Origin of the sequence: Agrobacterium genomosp. 13 str. CFBP 6927 (assembly GCA_900012615.1) — a bacterium.
GTDB lineage: Bacteria > Pseudomonadota > Alphaproteobacteria > Rhizobiales > Rhizobiaceae > Agrobacterium.
In genome coordinates, this window is the sequence record LT009756.1 from 757,767 (window position 1) to 775,279 (window position 17,513).

The 17,513-nt window shown below is 58.8% G+C and carries 16 protein-coding genes and 1 tRNA gene; 9 read left to right on the forward strand and 8 right to left on the reverse strand.

The window, feature by feature from the left end:
• Window positions 1-348 precede the first annotated feature (348 nt).
• Complete coding sequence (locus tag AGR13A_RS03735) at window positions 349-771, reverse strand: hypothetical protein (RefSeq protein ID WP_035218492.1); 423 nt, start codon at window positions 769-771, stop codon at window positions 349-351.
• 264 nt (window positions 772-1,035) lie between these two features.
• Between AGR13A_RS03735 and AGR13A_RS03740 the strand changes: the two genes are divergently transcribed.
• The 3 genes from AGR13A_RS03740 to AGR13A_RS03750 all read left to right on the forward strand — a co-directional run bounded on the left by AGR13A_RS03740 (window position 1,036) and on the right by AGR13A_RS03750 (window position 3,329).
• Window positions 1,036-1,112, forward strand: a tRNA-Pro gene (locus AGR13A_RS03740).
• Between the two features lie 363 nt (window positions 1,113-1,475).
• The gene (locus tag AGR13A_RS03745) at window positions 1,476-2,654 is read left to right on the forward strand and encodes a phage tail tip lysozyme (protein WP_080833734.1); all 1,179 of its coding nucleotides are present in this window, start codon (window positions 1,476-1,478) and stop codon (window positions 2,652-2,654) included.
• Complete coding sequence (locus AGR13A_RS03750; protein WP_080833736.1) at window positions 2,655-3,329, forward strand: hypothetical protein; 675 nt, start codon at window positions 2,655-2,657, stop codon at window positions 3,327-3,329.
• 343 nt (window positions 3,330-3,672) lie between these two features.
• Here AGR13A_RS03750 and cysN read toward each other — a convergent pair whose 3' ends face one another.
• The 3 genes from cysN to AGR13A_RS03770 are packed head-to-tail and all read right to left on the reverse strand — an operon-like array spanning window position 3,673 to window position 6,918.
• Complete coding sequence (gene cysN / locus AGR13A_RS03760; RefSeq protein WP_080833741.1) at window positions 3,673-5,154, reverse strand: sulfate adenylyltransferase subunit CysN; 1,482 nt, start codon at window positions 5,152-5,154, stop codon at window positions 3,673-3,675.
• Complete coding sequence (cysD, locus tag AGR13A_RS03765) at window positions 5,154-6,107, reverse strand: sulfate adenylyltransferase subunit CysD (RefSeq protein WP_080833743.1); 954 nt, start codon at window positions 6,105-6,107, stop codon at window positions 5,154-5,156. Before cysD ends, cysN begins: the two co-directional genes overlap by 1 nt.
• 28 nt (window positions 6,108-6,135) lie before the next feature.
• Complete coding sequence (locus AGR13A_RS03770) at window positions 6,136-6,918, reverse strand: phosphoadenylyl-sulfate reductase (protein ID WP_167377394.1); 783 nt, start codon at window positions 6,916-6,918, stop codon at window positions 6,136-6,138.
• Window positions 6,919-7,122: 204 nt separating this feature from the next.
• Here AGR13A_RS03770 and AGR13A_RS03775 point away from each other — a divergent pair, with 204 nt between their 5' ends.
• From AGR13A_RS03775 to AGR13A_RS03795, 5 genes are all read left to right on the forward strand, one after another.
• The gene (locus AGR13A_RS03775) at window positions 7,123-7,563 is read left to right on the forward strand and encodes an RrF2 family transcriptional regulator (protein WP_003520468.1); all 441 of its coding nucleotides are present in this window, start codon (window positions 7,123-7,125) and stop codon (window positions 7,561-7,563) included.
• A gap of 460 nt (window positions 7,564-8,023) precedes the next feature.
• Window positions 8,024-9,049 (forward strand): sulfate ABC transporter substrate-binding protein, encoded by a 1,026-nt coding sequence (locus AGR13A_RS03780; RefSeq protein WP_080833744.1) that lies wholly within the window; start codon window positions 8,024-8,026, stop codon window positions 9,047-9,049.
• Window positions 9,050-9,240: 191 nt separating this feature from the next.
• A complete protein-coding gene (gene cysT, locus AGR13A_RS03785) occupies window positions 9,241-10,098 on the forward strand; it encodes a sulfate ABC transporter permease subunit CysT (RefSeq protein WP_003494311.1) in 858 nt (285 codons plus the stop codon).
• Complete coding sequence (gene cysW, locus AGR13A_RS03790) at window positions 10,091-10,963, forward strand: sulfate ABC transporter permease subunit CysW (RefSeq protein ID WP_020812516.1); 873 nt, start codon at window positions 10,091-10,093, stop codon at window positions 10,961-10,963. The genes cysT and cysW overlap by 8 nt, the downstream gene beginning before the upstream one ends.
• A gap of 11 nt (window positions 10,964-10,974) precedes the next feature.
• Complete coding sequence (locus tag AGR13A_RS03795) at window positions 10,975-12,015, forward strand: sulfate/molybdate ABC transporter ATP-binding protein (protein ID WP_035218478.1); 1,041 nt, start codon at window positions 10,975-10,977, stop codon at window positions 12,013-12,015.
• A gap of 521 nt (window positions 12,016-12,536) precedes the next feature.
• Here AGR13A_RS03795 and AGR13A_RS03800 read toward each other — a convergent pair.
• The 4 genes from AGR13A_RS03800 to AGR13A_RS03815 all read right to left on the reverse strand — a co-directional run bounded on the left by AGR13A_RS03800 (window position 12,537) and on the right by AGR13A_RS03815 (window position 16,661).
• Window positions 12,537-13,550, reverse strand: coding sequence for an NAD(P)H-quinone oxidoreductase (locus AGR13A_RS03800; protein ID WP_167377395.1), 1,014 nt, complete (start codon window positions 13,548-13,550; stop codon window positions 12,537-12,539).
• An 88-nt stretch (window positions 13,551-13,638) separates the two neighbouring features.
• Window positions 13,639-15,441 carry a GGDEF domain-containing protein gene (locus AGR13A_RS03805; RefSeq protein ID WP_035218473.1) on the reverse strand — a complete coding sequence of 601 codons (1,803 nt, stop codon included), beginning with the start codon at window positions 15,439-15,441 and terminating at the stop codon, window positions 13,639-13,641.
• Between the two features lie 180 nt (window positions 15,442-15,621).
• On the reverse strand, window positions 15,622-15,858 hold the full coding sequence (locus tag AGR13A_RS03810) for a ribbon-helix-helix domain-containing protein (protein ID WP_035218471.1): 237 nt from the start codon (window positions 15,856-15,858) through the stop codon (window positions 15,622-15,624).
• Window positions 15,859-16,112: 254 nt separating this feature from the next.
• Complete coding sequence (locus AGR13A_RS03815; protein ID WP_080836504.1) at window positions 16,113-16,661, reverse strand: HdeD family acid-resistance protein; 549 nt, start codon at window positions 16,659-16,661, stop codon at window positions 16,113-16,115.
• Between the two features lie 221 nt (window positions 16,662-16,882).
• Here AGR13A_RS03815 and betI point away from each other — a divergent pair, with 221 nt between their 5' ends.
• Window positions 16,883-17,503, forward strand: coding sequence for a transcriptional regulator BetI (betI, locus tag AGR13A_RS03820; protein ID WP_080833746.1), 621 nt, complete (start codon window positions 16,883-16,885; stop codon window positions 17,501-17,503).
• The last annotated feature ends 10 nt before the right edge of the window (window positions 17,504-17,513 follow it).

The window sequence follows — 17,513 nt, forward strand, 5'->3', positions numbered from 1 at the left end:
CGCCCCGTTATAGCAAAGCGTAAACCGGCACAACCCGGACTCATTCACTCCAGTTCAGGCGTTTTTGCAGGGGTTTTGCCGGGACATAAGGTCGCAACGGTGAATTTCACGGCTTTGCCGATCGTCATTTTTTAGGGTTGCGAAGATTAGGCGCGGCTTTCAAACGGTTGAAAAGGGCCTGCGCGCCGGATGTCGCGAAAAGCTGGGTGATCCACCCTTTGCCAGACGGCGGCGACCGCGCCGCGCCGCGATGGGCGAAAATTTTTTCAGAAAAATGACAATAGTCCCCAAAAAGTGAAAGGCCCGCCGGTTCGGGCGGGCCTTGTTTTCTGTCTTCGGGCTGAAAACTCAGTTTGCGGCGAGGAATTCCGCGCAGTAGCTCGGACCGTTGACGCCGGGACGGTCGGAGACCGTGCGCACCGAGGTGATCTTGTAGTCGCTGGAAACGACGAGCTGCACCGTGCAGGAGAGCGAGGCGGTGCGGGCAGGCGAGATCTGGCGACCCTTCTTGCCGTCCTTGCCCTCTTCGAACTTGGCCGGAATGGTGGCCTTCTTGTAGCCGCCGCGCCAATTATAGACGGTCGAGCTGCCTGTCTCCGTGTCGCTCAGCGGCGGGCCGAATTTTGCGAAGAAAATACCTGCCGACTGACCGACCCACCGCGTTTCCACGGGGCTCTTCTGGGTGAAGGAAGGGGTGGAGCCGCCCGTGGAGGTGGTGCAGGCCGAGAGCGCAATGGCAAACGCTGCAAGCGTTACGCTGCGAAATAGCATGGTGAAATGTCCTTTGTGCCGTGTCCGGCTTCCCGCCGGTCATTCCGTTCCCCTAGCAGATTTGACGGCGACGGGCAGGGGAGGTATGCGGCTTGACGAAAATTTCCTGCCACAATTGCTTTTTTGTAACGTTTTCCAGCATGCTGTCCCGCGCAACAGGCACTTGGCCGCCGCCCTTCGCCGCACCGCGAAAACTTGTCATAAAAAATGCAAGATGCCGCTTGTCGAACGCCGGAGGCTGGTCTATAGAAGCGCCGCTGGTCACGGAGTGTAGCGCAGTCTGGTAGCGCACCACGTTCGGGACGTGGGGGTCGGAGGTTCGAATCCTCTCACTCCGACCAGCTTAAGCCCTGTCCCGACGGCTTCTTCTTCACAATCTCAGCAGTTCCCGGCTTCGGCAACAAAGAGCCCTTGCATTCTTCGCCATTCGCGGCGGCAAAACTGTCACCACATCTTCACAATTTCTGGTTTATCGACATCACGCGATGCTGACGCGACACGGCGCGGGGCCTGAGAGAATTTTTGCTATTCTCTTCTATTGAATATTTCCAGATTCAGAATATAAATCGCAATTAATATTGTAAGATCTGAGTATACATCTCCGATTTGAGGGGGAATATCGGCTTTTTTGCCGCTTTTTTTGATTTTTAAGCCGTCATTCTGAGCTTCATTATTTTCTATCATACTATTTTTGAGGATTAGAGATGAATCCATTGGTTGCCATTGCCATTGCACTGGTCCCGGACCTGGTTCGATTGATTGCCGGAGACAAGGCCGGAGCCTTTTCGGAGAAAGTAGCCGCTGTGGTCAAAGAGAAGACCGAGACCGATGACGGCGGGGCGGCACAAGCCAAGGTTGACGCTGATCCGCAGGTGAGAGCGCAATTGCAGAAGGCGCTTGTGGACGCCGCCTTGAACGAGACAAAAGAGCAAAATCGCGCCGAGGAAGCAAAACGCGAAATCGAGTTTGAGGCGCTGAAAGAACAATTCGCTGAGGCGGGCCGCGAGCGCGAAGACGCGATGATACGGTTCCGCGAGGAATTGCAAAGCATCCAGAACGCCCGAAGCTTCTATGCCGACCTTGCAAAGTCCGGCAATCCGGCGGCCTGGATCAATCCCTTGCTGTCGGTCGTCATCACGCTTGGATTTTTAGCGCTTGTCTATCTGCTGCTTTACGCTCCGGCGCAGGATGTCGAAAAGAATCAGGTCTTCAATATCGCTCTCGGTGCCCTGGCCACCGCTTTCGCGACCGTCATCGGGTTTCACTTCGGTTCTTCTTCGGGGTCTAAGCAGAAGGACAATGTCAATGCGGCGATAATGGCCGAACAGGTCGCGAAGCTGGAAGAACAGCAAGGCGGGCCTGTTTCAAGAGATAAGGCGCGCGCTGGCGAAATAGCCGATAGCCGATCTGAAACCACCAAATCCACGGGGTCCGGCTCCGGTGATCTTTTCAACCAGAAGGCCCCTGGAATCATGGCGGATCTGATGAAGGATGTCGGCATCACCGATTTTCAGGCGGGCGGCATCCTGGGCAATATCGGGCATGAATGCGCCGGCTTCAAGCATTTTCAGGAGATCGGTGTAAAGCCGCCAAAGGGCGGCTGGGGGTGGTGCCAGTGGACCGGCGTTCGCCGTACCGCCTTTATGCAATGGATCGCGCAGCGGGGATACGCCCCCGAATCCGACGAGGCCAATTACGGTTTTCTTGTCTATGAATTGAATGGCAGCGAGCAAAGCGCTCTGGCGCATCTCAAAAAGACGGGCAGTCTGGAAGAGGCGACAAAAAGCTTCATGGAAAAGTTCGAACGGCCCGGCGCTCCCCACCTCAATAGCCGTCTTGCTTGGGCAAAACGCGCAATGAAAGCTTTCGGGGAGGGCGTATAGATGCCTGGTTTTGTCACTGGTGTAGATATTTTCTTCAAGATCGCGCTCGCGGCGATCGCCGCTTATGTCAGCTATCAGTTCGGCGCCTTCAAACAGCAGAACGATGATATCAAGCTCGTGGTCGACCTGGCCTTTGCCAAGGAGGACCGCACCGCGGTTGCAGGTGTCACCCTCGCATCGCATTATTTTGCGCAGAAACGCATCCCCAAGGAATTTTACGACTCGGTAATGACCTCCGTCGGTAAAGACGGCAACAAGACTCTCGTCCTGGCGGCCACAAGCAGCGCCAATGAGATCGTGCAAAACAATCCTGAAGTCGCCCAGCAGGTGGCGACGGCTTCGAACGCGCTTCCCGCCCGCGTATTTTTTCAGATCAGCCGGGAGGTGGATCGAGCAAAGGCCAAGGCGATCGAGGAGATGCTGGAGGCACGGGCCGTATCACCAAGCCCGCAGGCCGTTTTTGTGCCCGGCATCGAGTTTGTGAACACGCCGATGCGCCAAACCGAGGTCAGGTGTTTCAGGAAGGAAGAGTGTGACACTCTGGGTGTGGGACTGGTCGAGTTTCTGAAAGAAAATGCCGTGCCGGCCAAATTGAACGACATGAGCGACACGTACGGAAAGTCCAAGAAGATTCTTCCCAATACTTTTGAAGTGTGGTTCTCCCCGCTCTCTTAAGTTTGTGCGAGAGTCCTTCAGTTCAAGTCGAAGAGCTGATGCATTTAGCCCTATATAATGATTGAAGCCCGATGTTTGTTTGCGCACAAGCATTGGGCTTTCATGCCGTTGACCTGAAATCCTCCCTTTGTGAAAGGGAACGCAACGGCTCTTCGGCCGTTATCCATTCACAACACATGGAGGATAACATGCTAAAGGGTATTGCACTGTGGGCTATGGGCGTTCCGATCTTCGTGATCATTCTGCTTTATATGTTCGTGTTTTAAGCGGTACCTGACCAAAGGTTCCGCAACAAAAAAGGCGACCGTATTGCGGTCGCCTTTTTCTGTTCATGCCGACATTCTCAGTCCAGATCGCCGATCAGCCGTGAGGCCGTTGCACTATCCGTGCGGCGAATGTCGATCTCGTCGCGGTGCTTGGCCAGTAGTTCGCTTGCCAGAAGCTTCTCAGCCAGATGGGCGGGCAGGGACAGGATAACCCGGTCACCCGCTTCTTCCGTCGCGCCAACGCTGCGCTTGCCGGTGATCATGCCGCCCGCAACCGTGTTGTTGGTGTCGGGGTCGATCAGGATGAAGGAGCCGGTCGCCCGGTTCTGCTCATAGGCGTCGAAGATCGCGGTCTCGTCAAAGGAAAGCCGTACCTTGCCGATGGCGTTCATGGAGAGCGACGTTTCATGCGCCTGCCATTCGCCTTCTTTCAGGTTCAGCTGGCTCACCGGCTGCACGCTGACGCGCTGGCGGCGGCTGCCGCTTTTCAGCCAGTAGCGCTTGCCTGCCTCGATACCCCCCGGCTGCAAGGCCACGATCTGGGCGTCGAAGGCAAGGCCCGTCTGCGGTTGCGCCTCGATGGAGACGATCATGTCGCCGCGCGACACGTCCACCTGACGATCAAGGACGAGCGTAACCGCATCACCCGCGACAGCCGCATTGCGCACCAGATCGAAAGTGACGATCTGCTTGACGTTCGCGACCATGCCGGATGGCAGGATGACGACGCTGTCGCCCGGCTTCACCGAACCGCCGGCAACCGTGCCCTGATAACCGCGGAAGCTCTCACCGGGGCGCGAGACGCGCTGCACCGGCAGGCGGAAGCCGCCGGATTGCGCGGAGCGAACGGTGGCCAGCTCCAGTGTCTCCACCAGCGTCGGGCCTTCATACCAGGGCATGGAGGCCTTGCCTGACAGCACGACGTTTTCACCCTTCAGCGCCGACATCGGAATGGCGGTGATCTGCTTGATGCCGAGATTGGAGGCGAAATCGCGGAACTCATGGGCGATCAGCTCGAAACCGGCCTTGTCGTAATTGGTCAGGTCGATCTTGTTGACGGCCAGCACGAATTGCCGGATGCCCATCAGCGCCGCGATGGTGGCGTGGCGGCGGGTCTGTTCCAGAATGCCGGTGCGCGCATCGACGAGCAGCACGGCCAGATCGGCGGTGGAAGCGCCGGTCGCCATGTTGCGGGTATATTGCTCATGACCGGGTGTGTCGGCCACGATGAAGGCGCGCCGGTCGGTGGCGAAATAACGATAGGCGACATCGATGGTGATCCCCTGTTCGCGCTCCGCCTGAAGACCGTCGAGCAGCAGCGCGAAATCGGGCAGGCCGAGATCGTTCTGCTTGCCGCTATCGCGGTGCAGGGTGGCGGCCTGGTCTTCCTTGACGGCCTTGGTATCCCAGAGAAGACGGCCGATCAGGGTCGACTTGCCATCATCCACGCTGCCGCAGGTGATGAGACGAAGCGGGCGCGTATCGCGCGCCGCCTTCGAATGTTCGGCAAAGGGCAGAATGGTGGCGGAAGAGGAGTTGGTGGTAGCTGCGGCGGTCATCAGAAATAACCCTCCCGCTTCTTCTTCTCCATGGAGCCGGACTGGTCGCGGTCAATCGCGCGGCCCTGCCGTTCGGAAACGGTGGCGATTTCGAGTTCCGCGATGACTTCCTGAAGCGTCGCCGCCTCGGACCGGATCGCGCCGGTCAGCGGGAAGCAGCCGAGCGTGCGGAAGCGGATCGAACCATGCTTGATCTCTTCGCCGGGCAGCAGCTCCAGACGCTCGTCTTCAGCAAGGATCATCATGCCGTCGCGCTCGATGTAAGGACGCTCGGCGGCATAATAGAGGGGCACCAGCGGAATGTTTTCCGCCTCGATGTAACGCCAGATATCCACTTCGGTCCAGTTGGAGAGCGGGAAGGCGCGCACGCTTTCGCCCTTGCGGACCATGCCGTTATAGATATTCCACAGTTCCGGGCGCTGGTTGCGCGGGTCCCATTTATGGTCGGGCGTGCGGAAGGAGTAGATGCGCTCCTTGGCGCGGCTCGCCTCCTCGTCGCGGCGCGCACCACCGAAGGCCGCGTCGAACTGGCCGGCGTCGAGCGCCTGGCGCAGGGCTTCGGTCTTCATGATGTCGGTGTAAAGCGCCGAACCGTGAGTGAAGGGCGTCACTTTTTCCGCAGCACCGCGCGGATTGGTATGGGAAATCAGGTCGAGATCATATTCCTTGACGATATTGTCGCGGAATTCGATCATTTCCTTGAACTTCCAGCCGGTATTGACGTGCAGCAGCGGGAAGGGAATGCGACCCGGGAAAAACGCCTTGCGCGCTAAGTGCAGCAGCACAGAGGAATCCTTGCCGATGGAATAGAGCATGACAGGGTTGTCGAATTCGGCGGCGACTTCGCGGAAAATATGAATAGCTTCGTTTTCAAGCGCCTTCAGATGGGGATCGAGCGGCGGCTTGGATGCGACAGTATTCTTGCTGTCCGTCTCGTGGACTGCGTTGGACATTGTGAACTCCGGGAGATGTACTGAAGGATTATCGTTGCGGGATGGCGGAAATGGCGGATGTCTGCTCCGCACCGGCGACGTGAAGACCGCATTCGCGCTTCTCGTCGTTTTCCCACCACCATCGTCCGGCGCGCTCAGGCTCGCCGGGCTTGATGGCGCGCGTACACGGCTCACAGCCGATGGAGGGGTAACCGCGCTGGTGCAACGGATTGACGGGAATGTTCTCCTGGGCGACATGCGCCCGGATGAGGTCGATATCCCAGTCAGCCAGGGGATTGATCTTGATAAGATTACGCTCGGCGTCGAATTCGGCGAAAGGCGTCGTGGCGCGATTGCCCGACTGGCCGCGACGAAGCCCGGTTATCCAGAAGGAAGCGCCTTCCAGCGCCTTGCCGAGCGGGATGAGCTTTCTGACATGACAGCAGGCGTGACGGGCTTCGACGCTTTCGTAAAAACCATTCAGACCGTATTTTTCGGCGTAAGCGTCGATATCGTCCTGTTCGGGACGAAAGCGGCGGATTTCGATGCCGAAACGCTCTTCGGTTTCATCGATGAGATCGACGGTTTCCTTGAACAGCCGACCGGTCTCCAGCGTCACGACATCGATAGGCAGGCGATGCGTGCCGATGGCCGCCGTGATGACCTGATCCTCGATGCCGAGACTGGTGGTGAAAACTGCGCGTCCGCCGAGGCCTGCGATAAACGAAAGCCGACCCGCCAGATCGAGCCCGGCAAGCGTGGCATCGAGGGAAGCGGTATCGGCAGAGGCATTTGCTGAATTGATCGTCATTGTCACGTCCGGGATTTCCATGGCCGATTATTGTTGAAATCCGGCCTTTGGAACAGAAATGACAGTCTTTGTGCGCTGCGCTTAAGAGCAAAAATGCCTCTCGCGCGCGTGGTATGAGCAAAAGATGCCCGTTCACCTTCTTTGCAGCTTGGATTTGAATTGTGACAACTTCTGCGCTAAGCCGGAATTGCCGGGTTTCCGGGCTTGTGATCTACTGGTTTTACGATGATTTCGCAGAAGGCAAAATATGCGCTGAGGGCGCTCCTTTCGCTGGCCAAGGCCGACGGCGCCTGTCCTGTGCAGATTTCCGACATCGCCCGCGAACAGGCCATTCCGAAAAAGTTTCTGGAACAGATCCTTCTCGAAATGAAGAAGGAACGCCTGGTCGAAAGCCGGCGCGGCAAGCAGGGCGGTTATCTCTTGGCGCGCCCGGCTGCGGATATCACCTTCGGCGAGGTGCTGCGCCTCATCGACGGGCCGCTTGCCCCCTTGCCCTGCCTGTCGCAGACCGCCTATCGCCGCTGCGAGGATTGCGACGGCGAGAAGCAATGTGAAATCCGCCACGTCTTCGCCCGTGTGGCCGATGCGACGCGCAATATCCTTTTCAACACCACCATTGCCGATGCGGTGGCGGGTGTTGAAGTGCCCGAGCTTTTGACGGCCTGACACTCGTTCTTTTTTCACGTTTCGCTGTCGAGAGTTTGCAACGAGGGTCCTCAACCTGTCCGTCATTCCGGCCTTGAGCCGGAATCTAGCCGACGCGCGTCTGCGCGGCGAAACGACTCCTTCAGCCCAAGGACTTGGGCTGGCTGGATTCCGGCTCAGGGCCGGAATGACGGATGAGGAGATTGTAATGGTCCCCTTGCCTCGTTCCTTCCAAACGAAAAAATCGTCTAAAACCCCATAATATTTTTCGCCATCGCGGCAAAAAATCATCAAAAATGTGAAATGCTTTTGCATTCAGAAAAGTTTTACACGACGCTTGTTGCGCCTTTCGCTTATGCTGCGCTGTATTTGTTGCCCGTGGAAACGCTCTCGGGAAACACTTTTTCGATCGTATTCGGCCTCATTGACCAACTCTACTCAGCCGGTAGAGTTAAGCCATCGCAATCAGGAGGGAATACCGATGTCCAAGCTTCTGTCCGGTTTGAGCGTTGTTGCGCTTAGCCTCTCACTGGCACTTGGCGGCGCTGGCTCGGCCGCCGCGCAGACCAAGCTGCTCAACGTGTCCTACGATCCGACCCGTGAACTCTACAAGGATTTCAACGAAGCCTTCGCCAAGAAGTGGAAGGCCGACACCGGTGAGGACGTCACGATCCAGCAGTCGCATGGCGGCTCCGGCAAGCAGGCGCGTTCGGTCATCGACGGTCTGGAAGCGGACGTCGTGACGCTGGCGCTGCAGAGCGATATCGACGCCATCGTCCAGAATTCCGGCAAGATCAACAAGGACTGGCGCACCCGCCTGCCGCATAATTCTTCGCCCTACACCTCCACCATCGTTTTCCTGGTGCGCAAGGGCAACCCCAAGGGCATCCATAATTGGGGCGATCTGGTGAAGGGTGACGTGCAGATCGTCACGCCGAACCCCAAGACGTCTGGCGGCGCGCGCTGGAACTATCTCGCGGCCTGGGCCTGGGCGAATGAAGAATTCAAGGGCGACAAGGACAAGATCAAGGCCTATGTCGGCGAGCTCTACAAGCGCGCCCCGGTTCTCGATACCGGCGCCCGTGGCTCCACGGTCACCTTCGCACAGCGCCAGATCGGCGACGTGCTGCTGGCCTGGGAAAACGAGGCCTATCTCGCCGGCCAGGAATTCGGCGCTGACGCTTTCGATATCGTCGTGCCGCCGATCTCGATCCTTGCCGAACCGCCGGTCGCCGTGGTTGACGCCAATGTCGACGCCAAGGGCACCCGCAAGGCGGCGGAAGCCTATCTGCAATATCTCTATTCCGACGAGGGCCAGAATATTGCGGCAAAGCACTTCTATCGCCCGTCGAATCCCTCTGTGGTCTCCAAGGATCTGCTCAAGCAGCTGCCCGACATCAAGCTCGTCACCATCGATGACCCGCAGTTTGGCGGCTGGGCCAAGGCGCAGCCTGAACATTTCGGTGACGGCGGCATCTTCGACCAGATTTACAAGCCTGCAAAGTAAGCGGATGATGGGCTGAAAATCGCCCGTTCGCTGAGACAACAGAAAAAAAGCCTGATCGACCGGACACCGTGCCGGTCGATACTTTATAATAAACGCCGGGGAACACCGGCTCCCAGAGAGCATTTTCAGGAAAACTGGCCCCCGGTTTTCTGTTCGGAAATGCACCAAACTAAAGATTATCCGGAGCCTTGATGAGCAATAATACTTCCGGAAACAGGTGGAAATGGCGACAGTCGAGCGTCATACCGGGCTTCGGCCTGACGCTTGGTTACACAGTGACCTATCTGTTTCTCATCATTCTTATTCCGCTTGGCGGCCTTGTCTGGTCCACGGCGAAACTGGGTTTTTCAGATTTCATTGCGATTGCCACGGATAGCCGCACGCTGAATGCGCTGCGTGTCAGTTTCGGAACAGCATTTCTTGCCGCGCTCGTCAACGCGGTCTTCGGTGTCATCGTCGCCTGGGTGCTGACGCGTTACCGTTTTCCCGGCCGCCGCTTCGTCGATGCCATCGTCGATCTGCCTTTCGCCCTGCCGACGGCAGTGGCCGGTATCGCGCTGACCACGCTTTACGCCAATCGCGGCTGGGTCGGTTCGCTGTTCGAACCCTTCGGCATCAAGATCGCCTTCACGCCGACCGGTATCGTCATCGCACTGATCTTCATCGGCCTGCCATTCGTGGTCCGCACCGTGCAGCCGGTCATGGAAGAGATCGACCGGCAGGTGGAGGAGGTGGCGGCGACGCTTGGCGCCAACCGTTTCCAGACCATCACCCGCGTTCTGCTGCCGAGCCTGACACCCGCCATCCTCACGGGTTTTGCGCTCGCTTTCGCACGCGGTGTCGGCGAATATGGTTCGGTCATCTTCATCGCCGGCAATATTCCTTACGTCTCGGAAATCGCGCCGCTCCTCATCGTCATCCGGCTGGAGGAGTTCAATTATGCGGCCGCGACCGGCATCGCCACCATCATGCTGATCATCTCGTTCGCCATGCTGTTCCTCATCAATCTCATTCAGGCCTGGAGCCGCAAGAGGTACGGTTATGTCTGAGACCGCTTCCCGCACGTCCCCCCGGCCGTTCCGCGACCCCGCCAGCGAGAGCTTTCCCGCCCGGCTGGCGTTGATCGCGATTGCCTTCGTCTTCCTCGCTGCTTTTCTGGTTCTGCCGCTGGTCTCGGTCTTCTTCGAAGCCTTCCGCAAGGGTGCGGAAAGCTTCTGGGAGGCGATCGTCGAGCCGGATGCACTCTCCGCCATTCGCCTGACGCTGCTCGTCGCCGCCATTTCGGTACCGCTCAACCTGGTCTTCGGGGTGATGGCCGCCTGGGCGATTGCGAAATTCGAGTTCAAGGGCAAGGCGTTCCTGATCACGCTCATCGACCTGCCGTTTTCGATCTCGCCGGTCATATCGGGCCTCGTCTATGTCATCCTGTTCTCATCCCACAGCGTGCTGGGGCCATGGCTGAAGAGCTACGGCATCGAGATACTCTTCGCCGTGCCGGGCATCGTGCTCGCTACCATCTTTGTCACCTTTCCTTTTGTCGCGCGCGAACTGATCCCGCTGATGCAGGATCAGGGCAATGGCGACGAGGAGGCGGCGATTTCGCTCGGTGCTTCGGGCTGGCAGACCTTCTGGTATGTCACGCTGCCCAACATCAAATGGGGCCTGCTTTACGGCGTGCTGCTCTGCAACGCCCGCGCCATGGGCGAGTTCGGCGCCGTCTCGGTGGTCTCGGGCCATATTCGCGGCGAGACCAACACCATGCCGCTGCATGTCGAGATACTCTATAATGAGTACAATATGGGCGCGGCCTTTGCGGTGGCGACGCTGCTCGCCGGTCTGGCGTTGGTGACGCTCATTCTCAAAACCATTCTCGAAATACGCTTTGGCGCGGGCAACGCAGCCGGCAAGCATTGAAAGGCATCTTCATGGAAGTGAAAGTTTCCGGCATCACCAAGCAGTTCGATCGCTTTCCGGCGCTGAACGATGTGTCGCTCGACATTCGTTCCGGCGAGCTGATCGCGCTGCTCGGTCCTTCCGGTTCCGGCAAGACGACGCTGCTGCGTCTCATCGCCGGTCTCGAGCAGCCGACGACCGGCCAGATTTTCTTCGGCAACGAGGACGCCTCGCACCGCACGGTGCAGGAGCGCAATGTCGGTTTCGTGTTCCAGCACTACGCCCTGTTCCGCCACATGACGGTGGCCGACAATATCGCCTTCGGCCTCAAGGTCCGTCCTTCCGGAAAGCGTCCGCCGAAGGCCGAAATCCGCAGGCGGGTCTCCGAGCTTCTCGACATGGTGCATCTCTCCGGGCTTGAGAAGCGTTACCCCTCGCAGCTTTCCGGCGGTCAGCGCCAGCGCGTGGCGCTTGCCCGCGCCGTCGCCATCGAACCGAAGGTGCTGCTTCTCGATGAACCCTTCGGCGCGCTCGACGCCAAGGTGCGCAAGGAGCTGCGCCGCTGGCTGCGCGAATTCCACGACCGCACCGGTCACACCACCGTCTTCGTCACCCACGATCAGGAAGAGGCGCTGGAACTGGCCGACCGTGTCGTCGTCATGAGCCAGGGCAAGATCGAACAGGTCGGCACGGCAGACGATGTCTACGACACGCCCAACTCGCCCTTCGTTTTCTCCTTCATTGGCGAATCCTCCAGCCTGCCGGTAACGATCCGCGACGGCCACGTGCTGTTCCAGGGCGAAAGCATAGGCATCGATGAAAGCGGCTCTGGCGAGGGCGAGCTTTTCTTCCGCCCGGAAGATGTGGTGCTGACTGGGGAGAAGGACGCGCTTTACGGCAAGGTCACCACCTGTCGCCGCCTCGCAGGCACCCGCATCGCCGAAATCGACATCGCCAATAACGGCCATGAACCCTATCACCTAGAAATCGAGGTGCCGCTCAACGCCGCCGTGGCGGTGGGGGCGGAACTGCGCTTCCGCCCGACGCGGTGGAAGGTGTTCGGGAAGAAATAGGGGAGAGGTGACCGCAGTTGACGGTCGATTATTCGGCGCTCTCTCCAGTTCTCCGTCATACCGGCCTCGAGCCGGTATCCAGCCAGCCCAAGTCTTTGGGCTGAAAGGAGTCCTCTCGTCGCGCAGACGCGCGCCGGCTGGATGCCGGGTCAAGCCCGGCATGACGGAAGAGACGTGTCACGAGTAGCATCGAGCATAGAGCTTGCCGCCCCGGCACGCGAGGCACGGATTTCCCCAATCGTCGAAGCAATAAGCAAAAACGGAAAAGGGCCGCCGAAGCGACCCTTCCATGAGTTTGGTCCTGTTTACAGACCCGGGACTGTTTCTCAACGTTCCGAAGGCAGAAGAGGTTTTACGCCGAGGGTTGCCCCGTCGAAAACACACCCTTTCCATTGCCTGCACCAGAGACCGAAATCTCACTAGACATTGGATCACCTCCTTCCGATACGTTGAACATAACTAGAAGGTAGTACGATTCGTCAGTAATGCAAGAGGGATTACTTCCAGGGATGCGCCGGGCGTCACGACACCCGCATCACGATCTTGCCGATATGATTGCTGCTTTCCATCAGCCGGTGGGCTTCCGCGACCTCATCCAGCGTGAAGACCCGGTTGATGACAGGTGCCAACTGACCGCTTTCGATGAGCGGCCAGACCTCTGCGACGAGGTCGTCGCGGATGGCGCGTTTTTCGTCGGCCGTGCGGGGGCGCATGGTGGAGCCGGTGACGGTGAGGCGTTTGACCATGATGGGGGTGAGGTTGACCTTCTCGGCCACGGCGCCACCCAGGAAGGCGATGATGGACAGGCAGCCGTCCTTGGCGAGTGCAGAAAGGTTCTTTTCGAAATAGGCCGCACCGATCATGTCGAGAACGACATCGACGCCCTTGCCGCCGGTTTCAGCCTTGATGACGGCGGCGAAATCTTCCTCACGATAGTTGATCGCCCGTCTGGCGCCGAGCTTCACGCAGGCTTCGCATTTTTCCGCTGAGCCCGCCGTGGCATAGACTTCGGCGCCAAAGGCTTTGGCAAGCTGGATCGCCGTTGTGCCGATGCCGCTGGTGCCGCCATGGATGAGGACGCTTTCCCCTTCGGTGAGGCCTGCCATCTGGAAGAGGTTGGCCCAGACGGTGAAGAAGGTTTCCGGCAAAGCCGCCGCTTTGACGGCGTCGTAACCCTTGGGGAAGGGCAGGGCCTGCCCGGCCGGCACGGTGCAATATTGCGCATAACCGCCGCCATTGGCGAGCGCGCAGACCTTGTCACCCACCTTGAATTCGGTAAAGCCCTCACCCAGCGCAACCACCTCGCCGGCGATTTCAAGGCCGAGGATCGGGCTTGCATCCTTCGGCGGCGGATAGATGCCCTGCCGCTGCGCCACATCCGGCCGGTTGACGCCCGCCGCCTCGACCTTCACCAGAACCTCGCCTTTCGCGGGCTTGGGCAAAGGCGCGTGCGACAGCCGCATCACCTCCGGGCCGCCATGGGAGGGAAGGTCGATGAAGCGCATTTTTTCGGGCAGGGTCGTCGTATCGGGCATGGCCAGGGGCAACTCCTCACTTGTCGGCGTCGCCTGAAGATGTAGGTCAGATGCGCCGCTTAGGGAAGAAGTCCCTTTGTCACGAGTGTCATTTTGTCTCGCCGAATACCCGGATGACGAGGCCGCTGTCATTTTCCTTCGCAGCCGCCTTGATGCCGGCGATCTCGCCGCCGATGCGTTCAGGATTGGCGATGATCAGCCCCTTCGGTAGAGTGAGAACGCCGATCGAGCAGCGCAACAGCGCGAAGTCCCGCTCGTTGCCGTGGCGGTCCTGGCCCTTCATGCAGCCGGCGGCGCGGTCTTCATCCGAATAGAGCTCGGCGACATCGACGTGAAAATCGCTGAGCAGCCGCTCGAGGATTTCCGTCAGCTCCTCCACAGTCCAGTCGCGCACGCCGATGAAGAAGTCGTCGCCGCCAATATGTCCGAGAAAGCAGTCGCCGGCGAAGAAATAGCGTCGCATCAGGGCCGAAAACAGCGTGATGGCGTGGTCGCCGGCGTTGAAACCATATTTGTCGTTGAAGGGTTTGAAATTGTCGAAGTCGCAATAACAGAAGAAGCGCGCCTCATCGCCATCGCTGCAGCTGTCGGTAATGAAGCCGCCAATGGCGCGGTTGCCGGGCAGCGCCGTCAGCGGGTTCTGGTCCTGCGCCATTTTCAGCTGTTTTTCATTGATGACCTTGATGAGCGAAGCGGCGGAAACGATGCCGGCGTAACGCATGTTTTCGGTGAGGATGATGCAGGCGCTGCCACCCATGCTGGCAAACATGTTCATCAGCTGGTCGGCGTCGGCATCGAGACCCACGATCGGCGCGGGGTCGACGAAATGGGATATGGTGCGCTCATAGATCTTGTTCTTGAGCAGGTCGCGGCCGAAGGGCCGGTAGATATATTCCTTGAGGTGATATTCGTTGATGACGCCGCGCGGTTCGCCATTGGCGTTGAGCACGGGGAAGAAAGCCTGCTGCGGGTTTCGGCGGAACAGTTCGAAGACATTGTCGACGCTATCATGTTCGAAGACGGTGGGAAGCCGCTCGATTTCCCGGCGAATGAGGATTTCATCGAGCGTCTGGCTGCTGCGCCGCGTCACGCCGATGCGGTTGAGATGCGGAAAGCTTTCGGGCAGCTCGCTGGTGAAGACCGTGGGCCTGGCGATCAGCCAGCCCTGCACCAGATCGACGCCGAATTCACGGCAGGTCAGAAATTCCGCTTCCGTTTCGATGCCTTCGGCAATGACCCGGACGCCGAGAACATGGGCGATGTTGACGATGTTGCGGACGAGATGCTGCTTGCGGGGAAGATGGTCGACGCCGTGGATGAAATGCCGGTCGATCTTCAGGTAATCCAGCGGAAAATCGCAGAGCAGCTTCATCTCGCCGTGACCGGCGCCGAAATCGTCTATCGCCAGCTTGAAGCCTTCCTTGCGCATGCGGGCAATCAGCGCCGTGAATTCCGGCACGCTGGTATTGTCGAAACGTTCGGAAAGCTCGAAACAGATGGAGGAGGCCGGAATGCCCGCCCGGGCCAGATGGCCGACCAGCTTGTCGAGAATGGCGTCGCCATGCGGGATCAACCGCACATCCAGATTGAGGAACAGGGTGGTGGAGGAAAAATCGGGCAGGGTGGAGAATTTTGCCAGCGCCCGGCTTGCCAGCATCTGCTCGAAAGCCTTCAGCTCGCCATCCGCGGCGGCCTGGTCGAGAAGCGCCAGCGGATTGGAAAAACCGAGCCGGTCATGGCCGCGCATCAGCGATTCATAACCGAAGATCGTGCCTGTCGTCGCCTCGACAATGGGCTGAAAAGCGGTTTCAAGCACAAGCTTCGCCATTGGAAACATCTGCCCGGAGGCAAACCGCCTTATGACATCGTTTTCCACCGTGACGGCCTGCATTCCTGTTTCTCCGCTCTTGCCGGTCCCGTTGCTGGCATGCGCGTGGAATACCCACACGGGACCCGTCTCTTTTGCGGCAACAATTGCAGATTACAGGTCAACAAAAGCTTTCACGACTGTGAAGCTTTGATGAACGTTTTGTAACGGCCCCCTATATCGAAGAGGGGGCCGCACCAGGCCTTATGCCCGGCGCGCATGACCCGTGTGAGCGGCGTAAAGCTCCGCAACATTCATGCGCTCGCGGTCCGCCTCGACAGGTTCTGCCGGCCTGGTGCCGACGCCGTGTTCGGCGGAGGCCGCCCATAGTCTCAGCGCGGCCCTGACGACCTCGCTGCCGGATGCGTAAGCGCCGCAATTCACGGCCTCCCGCATTCTTGCTGCCTGTTCCGGGGAAATCGATACTGTCACCATTGGCATGATATCACTCCCTTTTTCAATGACCGCCATAAGCAACCCGATAGATGTCCGCTGTGCGGACAGGGCGATGGCAATCTTTTGCGGGCGGTCGTTTTTTTGAGGTTTTCGTCTGGACGCCGCTTCCAGCGAAATTGGTATCATCGTCTATCTTACCACGAAACGCGTTCCATACCCAATTTGCAGTATATAAGGGTTTAGTTTTTCCATGACGGGCGCCTGCTTGATATGAGGCCACAGACGCGCCGCAAACGCCCTCATGACCGCATGGCCATGGCGAGCGCGATCATCGCAAAGCCCTGCATTATAAGGTCTATCGCCAGGAACAGGCCAAGGACCCAAAGGCTGTTCACCGGCCAGCCGGCGGCGATCACCAGGCCCGCAAGTGCCGTCACCGCACCCGCCACGGTAACCCAGCCCCAGCCCGTTGCCGGTCTCAGCCGGAAGCCGACGACAAGGCGGAAGATGCCGGCGACAATGAGCGACACCGCCATCAACAATGTCAGCACGGCTGCGGTCAGATCAGGGTTTTGAAAGGCGATGACACCGGCAATGGCATAAAGCAGGCCGCTCAGTGTCCAGAACAGTGCGCTTTCCCATCCTTTCACCTGAAAAGCATGGAAAAGCTGCAAAATGCCGCCCATCAGCATCATGACGCCGACATAAAATACGGAGGCGACGGTGGCGACGAGAAGATTGCCGAGCGCAATGACCCCAAAGGCCAGAAGGACGAGGCCAAGGGCCAGAAACCAACCCCACTTCGCTCTGAGGGGTGAAAATCCAGGCGCATTGAGACTGTGTGTCATCTCGCTGTCTCCATGAATGGTCGCGGTAAAGCTATCACGATTGCAGCATAGCGCAACGAGAATGCCGAAGATTTGATCCAGATCATGAGGCGCATGTAGCGGCAAAACCGTCTGCGCTTCAGTCTTTCCGCCCGGCAGCACATCCGCGACATGAAATGGCGCATTTTTTATTGATTGATTGATCAATCAAGAATATTTTGCCCGCCATCAAGGAGACCCTTATGCCCAAGATCGGAATGGAGCCTTTGCGCCGCAAGGCGCTTGTGGATGCGGCACTGCGCACCATAGGCCACCATGGTTCGCTGAATGTGACAATGTCTGACATCGCCCGGGAAGCGGGCGTGTCGGCCGCCCTTGCGCATCATTATTTCGGCAGCAAGCAGCAGCTGCTTCTGGAGACCATCCGCAGCCTGCTGCGTGACCTGCGGCGCGATGCGGTCGCGGCGCTGACCCGTGCTTCCGGCCCTCGCGCAAGGCTGAGCGCCATCGTCCATGTCTCCTTCCAGAGCGACCAGTTCACACCGGAGACGGTGGCGGCATGGCTTGCCTTTTATGTCGAGGCGCAGCGTTCGGAAGAAACCCGCCGCCTGCTCGTGCTCTATTCGCGCCGTCTCAGGTCAAACCTCATGGCGAGCCTCAACCGGCTCTGCCCGCCAGACGATGCCGCACGCATCGCGGAAGGCGCGGCCGCCCTGATCGACGGACTTTATATTCGCCATAGCCTGCGCTCAGCGCCACTCGGCCTTGCCTCCGCACCGGCGCTTGTCGAGGATTACTTCGACATGCAGCTCAAATCTTTTCCCGATGGACAGCGCCCAAAGCCGTCCATCCGTGTTCTTTAAGGAGACTTCG